This window comes from Aurantimonas sp. A2-1-M11 (assembly GCF_036549475.1).
Classification (GTDB): Bacteria; Pseudomonadota; Alphaproteobacteria; order Rhizobiales; family Rhizobiaceae; genus Aurantimonas.
Genome location: NZ_JAZHLI010000023.1, coordinates 40506 through 61139 on the forward strand (window position 1 = coordinate 40506; position 20634 = coordinate 61139).

The window sequence follows — 20634 nt, forward strand, 5'->3', positions numbered from 1 at the left end:
CCGATGTCCCTCAAAGCCAATGCCACGCAGGCGCCCGATCGCGTGCGGGTACGCCGCGCGCTGCTCTCCGTCTTCGACAAGACCGGACTGGTGGCCTTTGCCCGCGAGCTTGCAGCCCTCGGCGTCGAGCTGGTTTCCACCGGCGGCACCTACCGGGCGCTGAGCGAAGCGGGTCTTGCGGTGCGCGACGTCTCGGAACTGACGGGCTTTCCGGAGATCATGGACGGCCGCGTGAAGACGCTGCATCCGGGCGTCCATGGCGGGCTTCTGGGCATCCGTGACGATGCCGAGCATGCCACGGCGATGGAGACCCACGGCATTGCGGGGATCGATCTCCTGGTCTCTAATCTCTACCCGTTCGAGGAGACGCTGGCCGGCGGCGCCGATACGGCGACAATCGTCGAGAATATCGACATCGGTGGCCCGGCAATGATCCGCGCCGGCGCCAAGAACCACGGCTATGTCACCGTGGTGGTCGATCCGGCCGACTACGACACGGTGCTGGCGGCGCTGAAGACGGCCGATGGCGAGACCGACCTGGCGCTGCGGCGCCGGCTGGCGGCGGCGGCCTATGCCCGCACGGCGACCTACGACGCGGCGGTGTCGACATGGTTTGCCGGCGTAGTAGCCGATGCGATGCCGCAGCGGGTCAGCTTCTCCGGTACCCTGTCGGAGGCGCTGCGCTATGGCGAGAACCCGCATCAGGAGGCCGGGTTCTACCGGACCGGCGAGCACCGTCCCGGCGTTGCCACGGCACGCCAGGTGCAGGGCAAGGCGCTGTCCTACAACAACATCACCGACACCGACGCGGCCTTCGAACTGGTCGCCGAATTCGATCCGGCGCGCACGGCGGCGGTCGCGATCATCAAGCACGCCAATCCCTGCGGCGTGGCCGAGGGCCCGGACCTTCTGGACGCCTATCTCCGGGCGCTCGCCTGCGACCCGGTCTCGGCCTTTGGCGGCATCGTCGCGCTCAACCGCCGGCTCGACCGGGCGGCGGCCGAGGCGATCGTCCAGGTCTTCACCGAGGTCATCATCGCCCCCGAGGCCGACGAGGACGCCATCGCAATCGTTGCCGGCAAGAAGAATCTGCGTTTGCTGCTCACCGGCGGCCTGCCGGATCCGCGTAGCCCCGGCCGCATGGTCAAGTCGGTTGCCGGCGGGCTTCTCGTCCAGTCGCGCGATGCCGGCGTGGTCGACGATCTGGATTTGAAGGTGGTCACGCGGCGGGCGCCGGGCGAGGCCGAACTGGCGGACCTGAAATTCGCCTTCCGGGTCGCCAAGCACGTCAAGTCCAACGCCATCGTCTATGCCCGCGACCTGGCCACGGTCGGCGTCGGCGCAGGACAGATGAGCCGGGTGGATTCGGCCCGCATCGCGGCGCGCAAGGCCGAGGATGCGGCCGCCGCTGCCGGTCTGCCCGAGCCGCTGACCCGCGGCGCGGTGGTCGCCTCGGACGCCTTCTTCCCCTTCGCCGACGGGCTCCTGTCGGCGGTGGCGGCCGGTGCGACCGCGGTCATCCAGCCGGGCGGCTCGATGCGCGACGACGAGGTGATCAAGGCGGCCGACGACAACGACATCGCCATGGTCATGACCGGCATGCGGCATTTCCGGCATTAGGGCTCGCATCCGGACGGCTACGCGGCCGGCTGGTCCTGCCGCGCCCCGTTCGGGCGTTTGCCGACCGCGCGGGGGCCGGGCGTGCCCCACAGGATTGCAAGGCCGACCACGAAGAACAGGATCAGCGCCGACATGCCGATGCGCGAGGCCGTGGCCGGGTCGGTGAGACCGGCGGCGACCGCGGTGAAGGCCGCCACGGCTGCCGTGCCGAGGAAGGACGTCGCCCGGCCGGTCAGCGCGTAGAAGCCGAAATAGCGGCCGGCCTCGTCGGCGGTGACCGACTGCGCCAGCCAGGAGCGCGAGGACGCCTGCACCGGCCCGAAGGCCAAACCGATGAGCAGGCCGAACACGATGTAGCTCTTTTCCGCCGGTGTCGCGAAGAGGCCCGGCGCATTGGTCGCTTCGAAGGTCAGCAGCCCGAACAGGGTCGACCCCGGTGCGGTGGAGACGATCCCGATCGTCGCCAGCATCAGGCAGAGGATCGCGGCGACGATCACCGCCTTGGAGCCGAGCCGCGCGTCCAGCACGCTGGCGCCCATGCAGCCGATGATCGCGGTGACGTTGAGGATGACGCCGAAGAGCCCGCTCTCGGTGATCGACCAGCCGAACATGCCGGCGGCAAATGCGCCGCCCAGCACGAGCAGGGCGTTGACGCCGTCCTGGTAGACCATGCGCGCCACGAGGAAGCGGAACAGCGTGCCGCGCACCCGGATCTCGCGATAGGTGGCCTTCAGGTCCTTGAGCCCGTCGCGGGCGGCCACGCGGATCGGCTCGGCCTTCCGGCGGTCCGGCGTCAGGAAGAACATCGGCAGGACGAAGACCAGATACCACAGGGCGGCGAGGGGGCCGGTCGCACGGGCACCTTCGCCCAGCGCCGGGTCGAGGCCGAACCAGGGCTCGAGACCGAGCAGGGTCAGACCGGTCTGCGGCGATCCGGCGAGAAAGGCGAGGGTGACGAACAGGAAGACGATCCCGCCGACATAGCCGAGCCCCCAGGCCACGTTCGATACCCGCCCGATCGAATCGCGGTGGATCAGCCGCGGGATCATCGCATCGTTGAAGACGATGGAGAATTCGGCTGCGACCATGGCGAAGACGATGAGGCAGGCGGCATAGATCAGCGGCGTGCCGGGCGCGGCGAACCACAGGAGCAGCAGCGCGATGATCTTGACCACGGCGAAGCTGGCGATCCACGGCTTGCGCGGCCCCGCCCGGTCGGCGATCGAGCCCAGAAACGGCGAGAGGATCGCCACGCAGATGCCGACGACGGTGACCGCGCCGCTCCACCAGGCCTGCCCCGTCGCGGGATCGGAGGCGAGCTGGGAAACGAAATAGGGCCCGAAGACGAAGGTGATGACGACGGTGAAGAAGGGCTGGGCGGCGAAGTCGAAGGCCATCCAGCCCCAGACCGCGCGCTGGCGGAACGGAGCGCTGAAAGGCGGGCCGGCGATCGTCGGGGCGAGTTCCGTCATGGGGCGATGCCGGCGGAACGGGGCGCGCGGATGAGCGCGGCGTCGCCGCGGCGCGCCACGACGCTCACCGGATCGCCGCGCCGGATCCCGGCCGCACTGCGCGGCACCGCGTTCCAGCCAAACAGGACGCCCGGCACCTTCGGCATGGCCGACAGGCGGATGCGGCGCATCGCATCCAGCGGCTCGCTGCCGGCGATGTGCCCCGTCGCCTGGTCGACGCGGGTCACGATGCAGCGCGCGCAGGGCTTGACCAGATCGATCGTTGCCGCACCGACGGTGATCGTTGCCCAATCGTCCTCGGCCCAGGCCTCGGCGCCGTCGATCACCAGGTTCGGCCGGAACCGGCTCATGGGGACGGGCTCGCCGCCGTGGCGCACGATCTCGCCATTGAGTGCGCGCAACGAGGCGCGGTTGGCGACGAGCAGCGGAAAGCCGTCGCCCAGGGCCACCGGGCTGGCGCTAGGCGCATCGGGCGCCCAGGCGGGATCGATGGCGCGGGCATCGGTGCGGTCGAGATGGACGAGCCGGACCGGCATTTGCAGCCATCGCGACAGGGCCGCATTGGTCTCGCGGTCGGCCAGGGCGGCATCGACCGTGTCGTGCCAGATGGTGACGGCGAGCCGTTCGCTTCCGTCGGGATATGGCACGAAGCGTTCGCCAATATCCTCATAGGTCAGGATCAGGCCGTCGGGGTCGGGTTGGGCATCCAGCAGCGCCAGCGGCGGGTGCTCGCGCTGGGAGACAAATCGCCCGCTCTCGTCGACGAGCATCCAGCGACGGTCGTCGGCCAGGCCCCAAAGCTCCAGCCGGCCGTCGGCGCAATCGATCGCCCGACCGGACTTGACCGGATGGACATGGATCGACCCGAGTTCCATTGTGTCCCCACTTCCCCTGACTGAGCCCTGTCCATCCCCCATCCCGCAGCGACGGCGCCGGCCGGTGCAGGATCACGCAAAAGATGGTTCTTGGGATGCCCCCACGTGCTATTCTGTCAATGGATCAATCAGGATTCCACAAAGGATACAATCATGGCCAAGGGTCAGGTACGCGGCAACAAGGAAGTTCGAAAGCCGAAGGCGGACAAGACGAAGGCAGCCGCGCCCGTCACGGTCCCCGGCAAGTTCGCATCGGCGCGCCCGGACGCCAAGAAGAGCTGACACCCGGCCCAGTCCGGCGGCCGGGTTTGCCGGCGCCGGGCTGGCGCCTGCAGAATTGCACTGACCGGCCCCTAGCCCGCCAGATCCGACAACAGGCCCGCCGCGACCGTCAGGCGGGCCACCGACGTGCCGCCCGAGCCGGCGAGCGCGCCGATCTGGCCGCCGATCCGTCCGACCGCCGCCTTGCGGCTCTCGGCCCAGGCCGCCGCCGGGTCGGCCTCATGCCCGAAGTCGCGCAGTGCCGCCGCGGTGAGCTGCCGCCGGGCCCCGGCGATCTGGCTGCCGGCCCGTTCCAGCGCCAGCGTCTCGTAATAATCGTCGGTCTGGAGCGAGAACAGTGCCGCTTCCAGCCGGCCGATCTCGAACTGCCTCGTGATCCCGAAATAGCAGCCGATGGTCTCCTCCAGCCCTGTCGATGTTTCACGTGAGACAGAGGCGATGTCCGGTACGAGGGACAGCAGCGGCAGGAGCGAGATCGCGTCGGCGACATCCTCCGGCACGCCCTTTTCGACGAAGCTTCTTGCCCGCGACTGGGCCTCGGCCCGGCCGATCTCCGTGGCGAGGTCCACGAGCTGCGGCTTGAGCCTGTCCAGCGCATCGCGGCTGGCGACGACGGCGCCGGTCAGCCCGTCCTCGAAGGCCTCGTTCTGGACATACCAGCGCGTGGTGCGGATCAGGAAGCGGCCGATCTCGGCATAGAGCGTGTTCTGGGTCCGGCCGTGCACGGTTCCGTCCAGCGCATCCACCCGCTCATAGAGCGAGCGCACGTCGAGCCCGTCCTTGGCGGCAATGAAGGCCTGGACGATCTGCGCCGGCGAGGCGCCGGAGGATTCGCGCAGCACCGTGACGAAGGTCGGTCCGGTGCGGTTGACCACCTCGTTGGCCAGAACGGTGGCAATGATCTCGCGGCCAAGGCGATGGCCTTCGATGTCCCTGGCGAAATCGCGCTGCATGGGGACCGGGAAATAATCGTCGAGCCGGTCCTCCAGATAGGGATCGTCGGGCAGTTCGCTGGCGACGAGCTGGTCAAACAGCGTGATCTTGGCATAGGCGATCAGCACCGCGATCTCGGGCCGGGTGAGCCCGCGGCCCGTGGCCCGCAGGTCGGCGATGGCCGCTTCGCCGGGCAGCGTCTCGACCGCCCGGTCGAGATCCCCGGCCTCCTCCAGGACGCTCATGAAGCGGGCCTGCAAAGCGAGGGCGCCGGCGCCGGCCCGTTCTTCCAGGGACAAGGCGAGGGTCTGCTCGTAATTGTTGGCCAGGACTAGTTCGGCCACCTCGTCTGTCATATCCGCCAGCAGTCGGTCGCGCTCCTCGCGGGTCAGGCGGCCGGTTTCCATCGCACTCTTCAGGGCGATCTTGATGTTCACCTCGACGTCCGAGGTGTTCACGCCGGCCGAATTGTCGATGGCGTCGGAATTGATCCGCCCGCCCGAGGCGGCGAACTCGATGCGACCACGCTGGGTGACGCCGAGATTGGCGCCTTCACCGACGACCTTCGCCCTCACGTCGGACGCGGCCACGCGTACCGCGTCATTGGCGCGGTCGCCCACATCGGCGTTGGATTCGCTGCCGGCGCGCACATAGGTGCCGATGCCGCCGAACCACAGGAGATCGGCCGGCGCCTTGAGGATGGCGGTGATGATCTCGGCCGGGGTGCCCGAGCGCCGGTCCCAGCCGATCGCGTCCGCGGCTTCCTGGGACAGCTTTATTAGCTTCTCGCGCCGGGAGAAGACGCCGCCGCCCGCCGAGATCTTGTCCCGGTCATAGTCGTTCCACGACGAGCGCGGTGTCTCGAACAGGCGCTGGCGCTCGGCGAAGGAGACGGCCGGGTCCGGATCGGGATCGATGAAGATGTCGCGATGGTCGAAGGCGGCGATCAGGCGCGTCGTCCGCGACAGCAGCATGCCGTTGCCGAAGACGTCGCCCGACATGTCGCCGCAGCCGACCACGGTGAAGGGCTCGCTCTGGATGTGGCGGTCCATCTCGCGGAAGTGGCGCTTGACCGCCTCCCAGGCGCCGCGGGCGGTGATGCCCATGGCCTTGTGGTCGTAGCCGGCCGAGCCGCCGCTGGCGAAGGCGTCGTCGAGCCAGAATTCGTTCGACTGGGCGATGGCGTTGGCGGTGTCGGAGAAGGTCGCCGTGCCCTTGTCGGCGGCCACGACGAAATAGGGGTCGTTGCCGTCATAGCGGGTAACGCGCGGCGGCGTGACCACGTCCTCGCCGACGATGTTGTCGGTGATCGACAGGAGCGAGGCGATGAAAACCACATAGGCCGAGCGGCCTGCCGAGAACCAGGCGTCCCGGTCGGAGGGGTCGGGCAGGCGCTTGGGATAGAAGCCGCCCTTGGCGCCGACCGGCACGATCACCGCGTTCTTGACCTGCTGGGCCTTGACCAGGCCGAGCACCTCGGTGCGGTAGTCCTGGGCCCGGTCGGACCAGCGCAGGCCGCCGCGGGCGACCGGGCCGAAACGCAGATGCACGCCCTCGACGCGGGCGTCGAACACGAAGATCTCGCGATAGGGCACCGGTGCGGGCAGGCCCTCGACGGCGGCGGAGTCGAACTTGAAGGCGAGCGCCGGAAAGACCGCGCCGGGCTCGGAGACCGGTTCGGCCGAGATGCCGTCGACGGCGTAGTAATTGGTACGCAGGGTGGCGAGGATGGCGCCCATGAAGCGGCGCACGATGCGGTCGTCGTCGATGGAATCGACATCCTCCAGGGCCGCGCAGATCGCCGCGTGGATCTCGCCGGCGCCGCGCTGGCGGGCCCAACGGGCCTGCCGGGCCACCGGTTCAGTGCCGCCATCGTCGGCCGCGTCGTCGTCCGCCGGCGGGGAAGGGCGCTCGGGATCGAAGCTGGTGGCGAACAGGTCCCACAGGAGGCGGGCAAGGCCCGGCTGGCGCATCAGGGCAGCGCCCAGATAGTCGGGCGAATAGGCAAGGCCCGTCTGGCGCAGATAGCGAGAATAAGCGCGCAGCACATTGGCCTGGCGCAGGTCCAGCCCGGCCTCCAGCACCAGCGCGTTGAAGCCGTCATTCTCGATGCGGCCGGCCCAGACGCAGGCAAAGGTCGCCGCCAGCGCCGCACCGCCGTCGCCGAGCGCGATCTCGCCGCCGCGGCTGCGCACCAGGTCCATGTCGTGGATGTGGACCGTCTCGCCATCCGGGCGCACGATCCGGAAGGTGCGCTCCGACACGGCGGAGAAGCCCATGTTCTCCAGGATCGGCACGCGGGTGGAGAGGGCGACGGCCTCACCGAGATGGTAGATCTTCAGCCGCAGCATGTCGGCCGGGTCGCGCTCGCGGCGATGGAAGGTGACGCGCACGGGGTCCCCGTCCGCGAGGGCCATGATGACGCCGGCATCCTCGACGGCTTCGTGGGCAGACACCACGTCGCGGTAGCTCTCCGGCAGGCCGGGAGCCAGCCGGCCGTACTCGCCCGCATGCCCGGCGGCCGAGAGGGCGGCAATGAACTCGTCCTCCCAGTTCTTGGCCATCTCCACGACGCGCGCCTCCAGGCGCGCCGTGTCGACTTCGGGCGTGGTGCCGCCGGCGCGGCCGATGATGAAGTGGACGCGAGCCAGCGGGCCTTCGGGGAAGGCCGGGTAATAGGCCGAGACATGGCCGTCATAGGCGTCGGCAAGCAGCAGCCCGATGCGCTCGCGCAGGCGCGAATCGTAGCGCTCGCGCGGCACGAAGACGAGAACGGAGACGAAGCGGTGGAACCGGTCGACGCGAGACAGGATCTTGACCCGCGGCCGCTCCCCCAGTTCGACGATGGTCGAGGCGTAGCGCTCCAGGAGCGCGACGTCGATCTGGAAGACCTCGTCGCGGGAATAGGATTCCAGCGCGTTGAGCAGCGCCTTGGCCGAATGCGAGCCGGGGCGCAGGCCGGAGCGGCTGATCACCGTCTCGGCCTTCAGCCGCAGATAGGGAATGGTCAGGATCGAGCGGGTGTAGGCGCTGGAGGTGAACAGGCCGACGATGCGCAACTCACCGATGAAATTGCCCTCCGCGTCGAACTGCTTGACCCCGACGTAATCCATGTAGGCGCGGCGGTGGACCACCGACCGGGCATTGGCCTTGGTGACGATGAGCGGGGTCGGCGCCTCGAGGAAGGCGCGGATCTCCGGCGTCGTCGTCATGCCGCGGCCCGGCCGGCCGAGAATGCGCACGTCGGGATCGGTGAGGATGCCGAGGCCGGCGTCGTCGCGGCGCTCCAGCGCCTCGCCGTCGCTGCCGGGCAGGTAATCGTATTCGCGGCAGCCAAGGAAGATGAAATTGTCGTCGCGCAGCCATTCGAGCAGAAGGGCGGCTTCCTCGAAGGTCGTCCGAAGGTCGTCGTCCGACAGGCGGACGGTCTGCCGCCGCAGGGCCTCCACGGCCTCGCTGGCGCGATTGCGCATGGCGTCGAAATCGGCATTGGCGTTGGCGACCTGGGCAAGGATCGACTCCAGCCGGGTCTTCAGCGCAGCGCTCGCATCGCCTTCGCCCAGGGGATCCACGGCGAACTGGATGAGGCTCGTGCGGCCGGCGTCGCTCTGGACCATGTCGCGGGGGTGGGAGGCGGAGAAGCTGGAGACCTGGCCGTCCGATCCGCGTAGCACGTCGAGGATCGGATGGGAGATGTAGCGGATGCCGAACGCCGAGTCGGCGATCTCGGCGGTGACCGAATCGAACAGGAACGGCATGTCGTCGCTGACGACGGTGATCAGTTCGAGCGGCTGGCCGCCCCGCAGGCGGAAGCCGGGCCGCTGCTCGATCCGCACCAGATACCCACCGCGCCGATGATCGCCGAGCGCGTCGAGGCCGGCGCGGGCCGCCAGCGCCAGCGCCTCGGGCTCGAACTCGGCCAGGTCCTCGGCCGGCGGACGGGCGAACAGCAGCGGGGCGAGAATGGCCTCCGCGCCGGTCTCCCCGATGGCCGCTTCAACCGCAGACAGGATCTCCGTCTTGCTCGTTGCGGGATGATCCATGGGTGCCCCTCCGATGCGACTGCTTGTCGTGTCCGACACCCTATCATAGGAATCCGTTCTCGACCTTCGAGGGCAGGACGCGTCCGGACGCCGGACGAATGTGGGAGGAAGCATGACGAACGAACAGGACAGATCCGTGACGGCCCTCGATCTTGCCGTGGCCGACCCCCTGTCGGAGCGCACCCGGGCGTTCTTCGCCAAATGCCAGGACAAGCTCGGCCTGGTGCCGAACGTGCTCCTCGCCTACGCCTTCGACGAACGCAAGCTGGAGGCGTTCTCCGCCTTCTACAACGACCTGATGCTGGGCGAGAGCGAGCTGTCGAAGCTCGACCGCGAGATCATCGCGGTGGTCGTCTCCTCGATTAATCACTGCCATTACTGCCTCACCGCCCATGGCGCGGCGGTGCGCCAGCTCTCCGGCGATCCGGGCTTCGGCGAGGCGATCGCGCAGAACTGGCGGGCTGCCGGCCTCGACGACCAGCGTGCCGCGATGCTGGATTTCGTCGTGCAACTCACCGAGCGGCCGGACACGATCGTCGAGGCGGACCGGCAGGCCCTGCGCGACGTTGGCTATTCCAACCGGGCGATCTTCGACATTGCCGCGGTGGCGGCGTTCTTCGCCATGTCCAACCGCGTCGCCTCGGCCACCGACATGCGGCCGAACGCCGAGTATCACGCCATGACGCGGTCGCGTTGAAAGCATGGTCGAGATGCGCGGCGTCGCTCGCGGACCGCTGAGCGTAGCATCACCTCCGACGCTCGAGCAGGGGCTTGTCCCAAGGATCCACGTCTTGGCGTGGATTGCCGTGCGGTCCGCGTTCGACCTCGGCTGAATCGGCAGTGGGGGCGTGGAAACGTCGCCCTCAGATCTCCACCAGCCGGTCGGGGATCTCGTTGGGATTGCGGGGGTCGCCGGGAAAGTGTTCGGTGAGGATGGCGCCGGCGGCATGCGCCGCGGCGACATAGCCGTCGGCGAGATGATCCTCGCGGGCCGCATCGACGAGGTCGGCGACGATCGCGTCCCAGGTCTCCTGGGGCACCTTCGCCGCGATGGCGTCATCGGCGACGATCTCGGCGTAACGCTCGGCTTCGGAAACGAAGATCAGGATGCCGGTGCGTCCGGCCGTCGTGTGGAGATTGTGGGCGAAGAACTGCTGCAGCGCCGCACGGTGGGCCCGGCGCTCGGCGATGGCGCGCGGAACGAAGGCCATGCGCAGGCGCTGGGAGAGGGCGAAAGCCGCGAGCATGGCCAGCACGACGACGATCTGCCCGCCCAGCAGCGCGGCGGCGGGCACTGCGATGCCGAAGAGCGGCGCCAGCAGCAGGGAGAGACCGGCCACCAGAAGCGCGATGGCGAGGGCGGCGGTCGCCGAGACGAAATGATAGCCGTCGCTCGCCCGGGCAAAGACCGCGTAGATCTCCCCGGTCGTGGCGATCTCGGCCTGGCGGATCGCCGAAGCGATGCGGGCGTGGTCGGCCGGGGTGAAGGTCAGTCGTGCCATGTCACCAGCTCCCCGAAGATCCGCCGCCGCCAAATGATCCGCCGCCACCGGAAAAGCCGCCGCCTCCCGAGAAGCCGCCACTGCTGCGCCCGAAGCCGCCGCGCGACCCCGACATGCGTGCAGCCTCGCCGAGGGCCCAGGTCATGCCGAGCCAGCGATAGCGGTTGCGGCCGACCTTCTTGCCGAAGCGGCGGGCGAGGCCGGTCATGGCGAGGCCACCGAGGACGAAGATCCAGATGCCGAAAAACATCAGCGTGAAGGCAATGCCGGCGACGTCGTCACCGCTCCAGTCCTGATTGCGCTCGGCGCGCGCCTCCAGTTCCGCGGCATCGCCGGAAAGCACCTGGAGGATGCCGTCGACGCCGCGCGAGATGCCGCCCGGATAGTCGCCGCCGCGAAAGGCCGGCAGGATGTCGTTCTGGATGATCAGCGAGGAGAGAGCGTCTGTGAGGGTGCCTTCGAGGCCGTATCCGACCTCGATGCGGACTTCGCGGTCGTCGCGGCTGACCAGAAGCACCACGCCGTTGTTCTCGTCGGCCTGCCCGATCCCCCATTCGCGGCCGAGGCGATAGGTGTAGTCGGCGATCTCGAAGCCTTGCAGGTCCGGCACGGTGACGATGACGACCTGATCGCTGGAGCTGGCCTCGAAAGCCGCCAGCTTGTCCGTCAGGGTGGCTTCGGCGGCCGGATCGAGGAGTTCGGCCGTGTCGACGACGCGGCCCGTCAGGGGCGGGAATTCCTGCGCTGCGGCCGGCGTGGCCAGCCCGAGGACGAGGGCGAGCGCGAGCCCGCGGCAGACGGCGATGAGCGCGCGAGCGTATCGCGTTCCTGCCGGACGATGTTGCCGGGACCGATCCATGCGCGCTGGCCTTTCCATCAGGGGGCTGGCCATCGGCTCACTGGCCGAAATCGACCTGCGGCGGCGTCGCCGAACCGGCCGTCGCGGTGAAGGGTTCCATCGCCTCCGCCTCGGGATAGAACAACGAGGCGATCCAGCGGCCGGGAATCGTCCGCAGTTCGGTGTTGTAGACCCGGACGGCGTCGATGTAGTCGCGCCGGGCGACCGCGATGCGGTTCTCGGTGCCTTCGAGCTGGCTCTGCAGGGCCAGGAAGTTCTGGTTGGACTTCAGGTCCGGATAGGCCTCCACCGTTGCCAGCAGCCGCGAGAGGGCGCCGCCGAGCTGATCCTGGGCGGCCTGAAACTGCTGCACCATCGCGGGATCCGAGAGCTGGTCGGCGTTCACGGTGATCTGCGTCGCCTTGGCCCGCGCCTTGACCACGGCGGTCAGGACCTCGCGCTCCTGGGCGGCGAAGCCCTTCACGGTCTCGATCAGATTGGGGATCAGGTCGGCCCGGCGCTGATACTGGTTCTCGACCTGCGACCAGGCCGCACGCGCCTGCTCCTGATAGGTCGGGATGGCGTTGATCCCGCAGGCCGACAGCATCGGGACCAGCAGCGCGAGGGCCAGCGCCGTCAAAGATGTGCGGAGCCGGGGCGACGGGAAGGTCTTGGCAAGGAACGGCATCGACGATCTCCGGTCGGAAAGGCTTCACCGGCGCATGTCTAGCGCATCGCGAAGCGTTGCAGAAGACAATCGTTGCGCTCGGGCTGTTGCCCTCGCCGGGGTTTTGGGACAGAGCTTTCCCATGACCCGGCCTCACGACGACGATGCGCGGCAACGCGAAGCCAAGGCGATCCTGGAACGGATCCGGCAGGAAACGGAGCCGCAGATCGGTGCCCATACCTTTTCCCTCCTGTTTCGCACCCGCGACCATTTCATGGCCAGCGATGCCGAGCCAAACGACCGGATCGAGGTCATCGGCACGCGGATCGGCCGGCTGGCCGGTGTCGTCGGCTTCATCGTGTTCGGCCTGCTCCTGGCCGACTACCTCATGCGCTCCTGAACGCCCGACATGTCGATAGCCGTGCCTTCCGATCATCACGACCGCCCGGCGGTCATCTGTGTCTCCAGCCATGTGGTGCGCGGCACCGTGGGCAATCGGGCCGCGGTCTTCGCGCTGGAGTCCCTCGGCTTTCCCGTCTGGTCCGTGCCGACGGTGACGCTGCCCTGGCATCCCGGCCACGGACCGGCGACGCGGATCGTGCCGCCGGCGGCAGATTTCGCGGCGCTGATGGACGATCTGGCCCGATCGCCCTGGCTCGGCGAGGTGGGCGCGTTGCTGACCGGCTATTTCGGCGACGAGACCCAGGTCGAGCCGACCGCCCGGCTGGTGGAGGCGGTCAAGCGCGCCAATCCTGCGGCGACCTATATCTGCGACCCGGTGCTCGGCGATCGCGGTCGCATGTACCAGCCACAGGCGACCGTCGAGGCCATCCGCGATCGTCTGATCCCGCTCGCCGACATCGCCACCCCGAACCGCTTCGAGCTGGAATTCCTCACCGGGCTCGACTTCACCGACAATTCCCATCTGATCGAGGCGGCTGCGACCCTGGGGCCGGAGACGGTCGTCGTGACCTCGGCCTTCCCGATGCTGCGCGGCGGGATCGGCAATCTCCTGGTACGCGACTTCCAGGCGATCCTCGCCGAACACCGCGTGGTGGAGAATGCCCCGCACGGTCTCGGCGATCTGACCGCGGCGATGTTCCTCGCCCGCACCCTGTCGGGGGCGAAGGGCGAGAAGGCCCTGCAGAGCTCGACGGCCACGGTGTTCGAGATCCTGGCGCGCACCACCAAGCGCGGCGCCGACGAACTGACCCTGGAAACCGACATCGACAGCCTGAAGCATCCGATGGCCATGGTGCAGATGCGCCGGCTGGCCTATCCGGGCGGCAACCGGCGCGCATAGGCACGGTGGGCGCGCATAGGCACGGTGGGCGCGCATTCACGTGAAACATCGCTTGCAGCGGGCGCCGGCAGTATCTAACTCGCGGAACGTCTCCTCGCACCCAATGCGGGTGCGGTCTCCGTGCGATTGATTGCGTCGCGGCAAGCCGGTAGTGATCTGACCATGACGAAGTATCTTCCCGACCACCTTCTCGACGGCTACCGCGCGTTCCTGGCGAACCGTTTGCCGCAGGAACGCCAGCGGCTGCGCGACCTGGCCGAACTCGGCCAGCATCCCAAGACCATGGTGATCGCTTGCTGCGACTCCCGTGCCGCGCCGGAAACCTTGTTCGATACGGCGCCCGGCGAGATCTTCGTGGTCCGCAACGTCGCCAATCTGGTGCCGCCCTACGAGCCCGACGGCGAGTACCATTCCACCTCCGCCGCGCTGGAATTTGCCTTGCACGCCCTGAAGGTGGAGCATGTGGTGGTGCTGGGGCATGGCGGCTGCGGCGGCATCCATGCGGCGCTGTCGCCGTCCGCCGAACCGCTGTCGCCGGGCGATTTCATCGGCAAGTGGATGAGCCTGCTCGATCCGGTGTCGAAGGCCGTGGGTGCCAACGACCACATGACGGCGCGCGAGCGCCAGGCGGCGCTGGAGCGCATCGCCATCCGCTATTCGATCGCCAATCTGCGCACCTTCCCCACGGTCGAAGCGCTGGTGAAGGAAGGCAAGCTGTCGCTGCACGGCGCCTGGGTGGATATCGCCTCGGGCGAACTCTGGGCGATGGATCCGGACACCGGCGACTTCCAGCGGCCACTGGCTGGCGAATGATCCGGCGCGGTGCGTAAGGCATCTTCGCGTGTGACATTGGCCACAATCGTGTGCTTGCGTAACGTTTTGGCACAATGGCATCTTGCGGAATGACTGCATCGATCGATCTATGGACAGGACGGGCCGGCCGGCAGGTCGGATTGGCGAGGGACAGACATGCCGGGGAAGTCTTTGATGACGCATAAGTTGAAAGTCGGAGCGGCCGTTGTGGCTTTGCTTCTCGTGGCGGGCTGTTCGCGGTCGATGCCGGAAATGGGACGCGACACCGGGCCGGCCCCGCTGCCGCCCGCCCCGGCCGGCCGGGTCTCCGCCGACCAGCTTCCGCCACCGCCGCCGCCGCCGCCGCCCGGCGCCAACACCGGCGCCTCTGCCGATTTCGACGCCACGGCCAATGGCGGCGCGAGTGATGCGACCGACAACGGTGGGGGGACGCAGGTCGCCTCGACTAGTTCCGAGCCACTGTCGCGCACCAGCATGACCGGCTTCTACCAGGTGTCGGCCAGCGGCGGGAACTGCCGAGTGGGCCTGACGCTGACCCAGTATGACGAGAACTACAACGCCGCCTCCATGGGCTGTCCGGGCCGCCTGGCGGATGTGCGTCGCTGGTCCACCTCCGGCAACCAGCTCCTGCTCAAGGATACCTCGGCGAACGTGATCGCCACCCTGACCTCGTCGGGGACGAACCGCTTCACCGGACAGACCACCACGGGCGTGCCGGTCGAGCTGTATCGCTAGGACGCCCCGGACGCGATTTGCGCCGGTCCTGGAAACGGGGCCGGCGTCTTCGCATCCGCCGCTTACCAGTCGTCGTGTCGTGAAGGCGTGTCAGTGGCCGTGAATGCCAAGGGAATGTCGCGGGGACCGGTCCGGTCCGCGCTGGAGCGCCTGATCGCGTCGGGCGAGATCGAGGCGGATTCCATCCAGCGGTCGCTGGCCGACAAGCTCGACCGCCTCGACCGGGTCCTGTCGGCGGAGATTGTCGCCTCCAAGAAGAGCGCGCTCGGCTGGCTGTTCGGCAAGAAGCGCGAGGTGGATCCGATCCGCGGCCTCTACATCCACGGCGATGTCGGCCGCGGCAAGACCATGATCATGGACATGTTCTTCCGCAGCGCCTCGGTCGCTGCCAAGCGGCGGGTGCATTTCCATGCCTTTATGGCCGACGTGCACGAGCGGATCGGGGCGCATCGCACCGCGGTGAAGGAAGGCAGCGCCAAGGGGGACGATCCGATCCCGCCGGTGGCGTGCCAGATCGCCGACGAAGCGCGGCTTCTGTGCTTCGACGAATTCTCGGTCACCGACATTGCGGACGCGATGATCCTGTCGCGGCTGTTCAAGGCGCTGTTCGAGAACGGCATCGTGCTGGTCGCCACCTCCAACGTGGCGCCGGACGATCTCTACCGCGACGGACTCAACCGCGGCTTGTTCCTGCCCTTCGTCGAGACGCTGAAGCAGCATGTCGAGATCTTCGAGCTGGACGGCGCCGACGATTATCGCCTGGCGGTGCTGGGACGGGACGATCTCTATGTCACGCCGCTCGACGAAACGGCCGACGCCCAGATCGACGCCGTCTGGAAGCGGCTGCTCGACGGGACGAGGGACGCGCCCGCCTCGCTTTCGGTGAAGGGTCGAACCATCGCGGTGCCAAGGGCCGGCAACGGTGCCGCCCGCTTTGCCTTCGACGATCTCCTGACGCGGGCGCTCGGCGCGCAGGATTTCCTGGCGATCGCCCGGCGCTATCACACCATCGTCCTCGACCGGGTTCCGGTGATGGCCGAGGCCGAGCGCAACGAGGCCAAGCGGTTCATTACCCTGGTCGACGCCCTGTATGACAGCGGCCGGCGGCTGGTGGTATCGGCCGAGGCCCCGCCGGACGCGCTCTACCGGGCCCGCTCCGGCACCGAGGCGTTCGAGTTCGATCGCACGGTCTCTCGGCTGCACGAGATGCGCAGCGAGGAATATCTCGACCGGAACGCCGTCCCCGGCGCCTAGGCAACGAGGTATGTTACCGTCCGGCTGGTGTGGCTTGGTCCGTGATATTTGCCAGGCCCGTTGATGTAGCCCGATACGGACGCGGCGAATGGCGGTTTACGACCGCATGCGTCGACTGTCGGCGTCTTCGTGGCAGATCCCGCGCGCATCTTTTCGACCGCGATCGCTCTTCTTGCGCCGCCCCGCTTCCGCATTGATCGGGCTTGCGTATTGCTCTTACGTTTACGTAAGCGCCGAAGCTTCTAACCGGTTGAATTTCTTGGGACCCGTTTTCACCGGTTGCATCGCATGGCGGTGCGGTCTATTGCCATGCCGCAACGGTGGCACCGTTGCGATGTCTGTCGTCCACATGCTCGCGCGTGCGGAAGAACTCGCTGCGGCTGCTCCGAAGCCAGGTCGGACTCGGCGAGACGGGCAACGCTCTCCCCTCTGCTGCGTTCGAAGAACATCCAGGCGTTGCCGGCACCCTCGCGGGCCGGCCCGCAGCAGAAGGACCAGCCCGTGGCACGCAACAAGATCGCACTCATCGGTTCCGGCATGATCGGCGGCACGCTGGCACATCTCGCCAGCCTGAAGGATCTCGGCGACGTCGTCCTCTTCGACATTTCCGAGGGCGCCCCCCAGGGCAAGGCCCTCGACCTCGCCCAGTCCGGCCCCGTCGAGGGCTTCGACGGGCACCTGTCGGGCGCCAATGACTATGCGGCCATCGAGGGTGCGGATGTGTGCATCGTCACCGCCGGCGTCCCGCGCAAGCCGGGCATGAGCCGCGACGACCTGCTCGGCATCAACCTGAAGGTCATGGAGCAGGTCGCCGCCGGCATCGCCAAATACGCGCCCAACGCCTTCGTCATCTGCATCACCAACCCGCTCGACGCGATGGTCTGGGCACTGCAGAAGTTTTCGGGCCTGCCCAAGGCCAAGGTCGTCGGCATGGCCGGCGTGCTGGATTCCTCGCGTTTCCGCACTTTCCTCGCCGACGAGTTCAAGGTCTCGGTCGAGGATGTCACGGCCTTCGTCCTGGGCGGTCACGGCGACACCATGGTGCCGCTGACCCGCTATTCGACGGTGGCAGGCATCCCGCTGCCGGACCTGGTCAAGATGGGCTGGTGCTCGGCCGAGCGCCTGGAGGAGATCGTCCAGCGCACCCGCGACGGCGGCGCCGAGATCGTCGGCCTCCTGAAGACCGGCTCGGCCTATTACGCGCCGGCCTCCGCCGCGATCCAGATGGCCGAGAGCTTCCTGAAGGACAAGAAGCGCGTCCTGCCCTGCGCCGCCGCCCTCAAGGGCGAATACGGCCTCAAGGACATGTATGTGGGCGTGCCCTGCGTGATCGGCGCCGACGGCGTCGAGCGGGTCATCGAGATCGATCTCGATTCCGACGAGAAGAGCCAGTTCGACAAGTCGGTCGCCTCGGTGCGGGGCCTGATGGACGCCTGCCAGGGCATCGCGCCCAACCTCAAGTAAGCGAGTGACCGGAACGGTGTTCACCACTCTCTCGCTGATGGGCGGCGCACTGGCCGCCCTGACGGCACCGGTTGCGGAGCTGGCGGGCGAGAGCGTGTACACCGATCTCGAGCTCGACGCCTGCGAGACGGTCTCTCTGTCCAGCGAAGATGCCGGTTCGGGCGAATGGATCTGTCAAGGTCTCCGGGGCCGGGACGTCTTCGTCACCGAGGGTGACCTCAGGTTTCGGTCGCCTTCGGGGCGCCCGCCGAGCTGGGGTCTTCGGCCCGTTCAATTCGCTCGCACCGACGATCGAATGGCGGACCGACGCGGACGGCGAGCCTTATGCGGCGATCGTGCGCTTTCATCTGGATGCCAGCGATGGCGGCAAGGGCACCGACGTGTTGCTGGTCTCGCGGGTCGGCCGCGACGAGGCGCCCGGCTGCGCGGTCTCCGTGCTCGACGCGGCCAACGAGCAGGCCAACGGCATGGCGCGGGGCGCCGCCGATCTCAGCCCGATTTTTCAATGCGGACAGGACCGGCCCGTGCACATCGGCACGGCCGGCGGTCCGGCTTCATCCTTCAGCGGTCTGCAATGACCGATTTTTCGTAATGCCGAGCCATCCGCTTCGGCAGGCTTTTCAAAAGGAAGGCACTTCATGAACATTCACGAATATCAGGCCAAGGAAGTCCTCAAGGGCTTCGGCGCGCCGGTCGCCGACGGGGTACCGATCACGAAGGTGTCCGAGGCCGAGGCTGCCGCGAAGCGGCTGCCCGGGCCGCTTTATGTCGTGAAGAGCCAGATCCACGCCGGCGGCCGCGGCAAGGGCAAGTTCCAGGAACTCGGCCCGGACGCCAAGGGCGGCGTCCGCCTTGCCAAGTCCGTCGCGGAGGTCGTCCAGCACGCCACCGACATGCTCGGCAACACGCTGGTGACCGCCCAGACCAGCGACGCCGGCAAGCAGGTGAACCGCCTCTATATCGAGGACGGCGCCGACATCGACCGTGAGCTCTATCTCTCCATCCTCGTCGACCGCGCGGTCGGACAGGTCGCCTTCGTCGCGTCCACCGAAGGCGGCATGGACATCGAGACCGTCGCCCACGACACGCCGGAGAAGATCATCACCGTCGCCATCGATCCGCTCACGGGCGTGAGCGAGGCGGATGCGGGCAAGCTGTGCGACGCGCTGAAGCTGGACGGCCAGGCCCGCCAGGACGGCATGTCGCTGTTCCCGATCCTCTACAAGGCGTTTACCGAGAAGGACATGAGCCTTCTGGAAATCAACCCGCTGATCGTCATGACCGACGGCCGGCTGCGCGTCCTGGACGCCAAGGTCTCCTTCGACGGCAACGCCCTGTTCCGCCACGAGGACATCAAGGCGCTGCGCGACGAAAGCGAGGAAGACGCCAAGGAGATCGAGGCGTCGAAATACGACCTCGCCTATGTGGCGCTCGACGGCGACATCGGCTGCATGGTCAACGGCGCGGGCCTTGCCATGGCGACGATGGACATCATCAAGCTCTACGGCAAGGAGCCGGCGAACTTCCTCGACGTCGGCGGCGGCGCCAACAAGGAGAAGGTCACGGCGGCCTTCAAGATCATCACCGCCGATCCGGCCGTGAAGGGCATCCTGGTCAACATCTTCGGCGGCATCATGAAATGCGACGTCATCGCCGAGGGCGTGGTCGCGGCCGTCAAGGAAGTCGGGCTGAAGGTGCCGCTCGTCGTGCGCCTGGAAGGCACGAATGTCGACAAGGGCAAGGCCATCCTCAACGAGAGCGGCCTCGCGATCACGGCGGCGGACGACCTCGACGATGCCGCCAAGAAGATCGTCGCGGCCGTCGGCTGATCCGCTCCGGCCGCCCTCGATGGGCGGCCGTCACCCCGACTGACTGACCTCCACGGAGTCCCCCAGAACCCATGTCCATTCTCGTCGACAAGAACACCAAGGTCATCGTCCAGGGCCTGACCGGCAAGACCGGTTCCTTCCACACCGAGCAGGCGCTGGCCTATTATGGCACCCAGATGGTCGGTGGCACCCATCCCAAGAAGGGCGGCGAGACGTGGGAGGGGCAGGCCGATGGTCGCACCGTCCAGCTGCCGATCTTCTCGTCGGTGGTCGAAGCCCGCGACAAGACCGGTGCCACCGCCTCGGTCATCTACGTGCCGCCGGCCGGCGCCGCTGCCGCCATCGAGGAGGCGATCGACGCCGAGATCGGCCTGATCGTCTGCATCACCGAGGGCATCCCGGTGATGGACATGGTCCGGGTCAAGGCCAAGCTCGACAAGTCGAAGTCGCGCCTGCTCGGGCCGAACTGCCCGGGCGTCCTGACGCCGGAACAGTGCAAGATCGGCATCATGCCGGGCAATATCTTCAAGACCGGCAATGTCGGGATCGTCTCGCGCTCGGGCACGTTGACCTACGAGGCGGTCTTCCAGACCACCAATGAGGGGCTTGGCCAGACCACGGCCGTCGGCATCGGCGGCGACCCGGTCAAGGGGACCGAGTTCATCGACATGCTGGAAATGTTCCTGGCCGACGATGCGACCCAGTCGATCATCATGATCGGCGAGATCGGCGGCTCGGCCGAAGAGGAAGCTGCGCAGTTCCTCAAGGACGAGGCCAAGAAGGGCCGCTCCAAGCCGACCGTGGGCTTCATTGCCGGCCGCACGGCGCCGAAGGGCCGCACCATGGGCCATGCCGGCGCCGTGGTTTCCGGCGGCAAGGGCGGCGCCGAGGACAAGATCGCGGCGATGGAATCGGCCGGCGTCCGGGTGTCGCCGTCCCCGGCCCAGCTCGGCAAGACGCTGGTCGAGCTGCTCAAGGGCTGATCGCCGGACCCGAGGGTCGGA

General features: G+C 68.0%; 18 protein-coding genes. 12 read left to right on the top strand and 6 right to left on the bottom strand.

The window, feature by feature from the left end:
• The first annotated feature begins 3 nt into the window (after window positions 1-3).
• A complete protein-coding gene (gene purH / locus VQ042_RS12440) occupies window positions 4-1620 on the top strand; it encodes a bifunctional phosphoribosylaminoimidazolecarboxamide formyltransferase/IMP cyclohydrolase (RefSeq protein WP_331819676.1) in 1617 nt (538 codons plus the stop codon).
• A gap of 17 nt (window positions 1621-1637) precedes the next feature.
• On the opposite strand, the gene VQ042_RS12445 is transcribed toward purH, so the two are convergent.
• Both VQ042_RS12445 and VQ042_RS12450 read right to left on the bottom strand, forming a co-directional pair.
• The gene (locus VQ042_RS12445; RefSeq protein WP_331819678.1) at window positions 1638-3092 is read right to left on the bottom strand and encodes an MFS transporter; all 1455 of its coding nucleotides are present in this window, start codon (window positions 3090-3092) and stop codon (window positions 1638-1640) included.
• Entirely contained in the window at window positions 3089-3967 is an 879-nt protein-coding gene (locus VQ042_RS12450) for an MOSC domain-containing protein (protein WP_331819680.1), read from the bottom strand. The genes VQ042_RS12445 and VQ042_RS12450 overlap by 4 nt, the downstream gene beginning before the upstream one ends.
• 153 nt (window positions 3968-4120) lie before the next feature.
• Here VQ042_RS12450 and VQ042_RS12455 point away from each other — a divergent pair, with 153 nt between their 5' ends.
• Complete coding sequence (locus tag VQ042_RS12455) at window positions 4121-4249, top strand: hypothetical protein (RefSeq protein WP_331819682.1); 129 nt, start codon at window positions 4121-4123, stop codon at window positions 4247-4249.
• 71 nt (window positions 4250-4320) lie between these two features.
• On the opposite strand, the gene VQ042_RS12460 is transcribed toward VQ042_RS12455, so the two are convergent.
• Complete coding sequence (locus VQ042_RS12460) at window positions 4321-9225, bottom strand: NAD-glutamate dehydrogenase (RefSeq protein ID WP_331819684.1); 4905 nt, start codon at window positions 9223-9225, stop codon at window positions 4321-4323.
• Between the two features lie 112 nt (window positions 9226-9337).
• On the opposite strand from VQ042_RS12460, the gene VQ042_RS12465 reads away from it, so the two are divergent.
• Window positions 9338-9922 carry a peroxidase-related enzyme gene (locus VQ042_RS12465; RefSeq protein ID WP_331819686.1) on the top strand — a complete coding sequence of 195 codons (585 nt, stop codon included), beginning with the start codon at window positions 9338-9340 and terminating at the stop codon, window positions 9920-9922.
• A 166-nt stretch (window positions 9923-10088) separates the two neighbouring features.
• Here the strand turns inward: VQ042_RS12465 and VQ042_RS12470 are convergent, their stop codons facing one another.
• Genes VQ042_RS12470 through VQ042_RS12480 form a run of 3 tightly spaced genes read right to left on the bottom strand, consistent with a single transcriptional unit; the run spans window position 10089 to window position 12253 of the window.
• A complete protein-coding gene (locus VQ042_RS12470) occupies window positions 10089-10727 on the bottom strand; it encodes a TPM domain-containing protein (protein WP_331819688.1) in 639 nt (212 codons plus the stop codon).
• 1 nt (window position 10728) lies between these two features.
• The gene (locus tag VQ042_RS12475) at window positions 10729-11586 is read right to left on the bottom strand and encodes a TPM domain-containing protein (RefSeq protein WP_331819690.1); all 858 of its coding nucleotides are present in this window, start codon (window positions 11584-11586) and stop codon (window positions 10729-10731) included.
• Between the two features lie 37 nt (window positions 11587-11623).
• A complete protein-coding gene (locus VQ042_RS12480; protein ID WP_331819692.1) occupies window positions 11624-12253 on the bottom strand; it encodes a LemA family protein in 630 nt (209 codons plus the stop codon).
• A 121-nt stretch (window positions 12254-12374) separates the two neighbouring features.
• On the opposite strand from VQ042_RS12480, the gene VQ042_RS12485 reads away from it, so the two are divergent.
• The 9 genes from VQ042_RS12485 to sucD all read left to right on the top strand — a co-directional run bounded on the left by VQ042_RS12485 (window position 12375) and on the right by sucD (window position 20613).
• The gene (locus tag VQ042_RS12485; protein ID WP_331819694.1) at window positions 12375-12632 is read left to right on the top strand and encodes a hypothetical protein; all 258 of its coding nucleotides are present in this window, start codon (window positions 12375-12377) and stop codon (window positions 12630-12632) included.
• 9 nt (window positions 12633-12641) lie between these two features.
• A complete protein-coding gene (gene pdxY, locus VQ042_RS12490; protein ID WP_331819696.1) occupies window positions 12642-13535 on the top strand; it encodes a pyridoxal kinase PdxY in 894 nt (297 codons plus the stop codon).
• A 162-nt stretch (window positions 13536-13697) separates the two neighbouring features.
• Window positions 13698-14348 (top strand): carbonic anhydrase, encoded by a 651-nt coding sequence (locus VQ042_RS12495; protein WP_331819698.1) that lies wholly within the window; start codon window positions 13698-13700, stop codon window positions 14346-14348.
• A gap of 207 nt (window positions 14349-14555) precedes the next feature.
• Window positions 14556-15083 (top strand): AprI/Inh family metalloprotease inhibitor, encoded by a 528-nt coding sequence (locus tag VQ042_RS12500; RefSeq protein WP_331819700.1) that lies wholly within the window; start codon window positions 14556-14558, stop codon window positions 15081-15083.
• Window positions 15084-15197: 114 nt separating this feature from the next.
• Complete coding sequence (gene zapE / locus VQ042_RS12505; protein WP_331819728.1) at window positions 15198-16337, top strand: cell division protein ZapE; 1140 nt, start codon at window positions 15198-15200, stop codon at window positions 16335-16337.
• Window positions 16338-16838: 501 nt separating this feature from the next.
• Window positions 16839-17801, top strand: a complete 963-nt coding sequence (mdh, locus tag VQ042_RS12510; RefSeq protein ID WP_331819702.1) for a malate dehydrogenase — start codon at window positions 16839-16841, stop codon at window positions 17799-17801.
• A gap of 335 nt (window positions 17802-18136) precedes the next feature.
• Entirely contained in the window at window positions 18137-18379 is a 243-nt protein-coding gene (locus tag VQ042_RS12515) for a hypothetical protein (RefSeq protein WP_331819704.1), read from the top strand.
• 60 nt (window positions 18380-18439) lie between these two features.
• Window positions 18440-19630, top strand: coding sequence for an ADP-forming succinate--CoA ligase subunit beta (sucC, locus tag VQ042_RS12520; RefSeq protein ID WP_331819706.1), 1191 nt, complete (start codon window positions 18440-18442; stop codon window positions 19628-19630).
• 71 nt (window positions 19631-19701) lie between these two features.
• The gene (gene sucD, locus VQ042_RS12525) at window positions 19702-20613 is read left to right on the top strand and encodes a succinate--CoA ligase subunit alpha (protein ID WP_331819708.1); all 912 of its coding nucleotides are present in this window, start codon (window positions 19702-19704) and stop codon (window positions 20611-20613) included.
• Window positions 20614-20634: the final 21 nt, after the last annotated feature.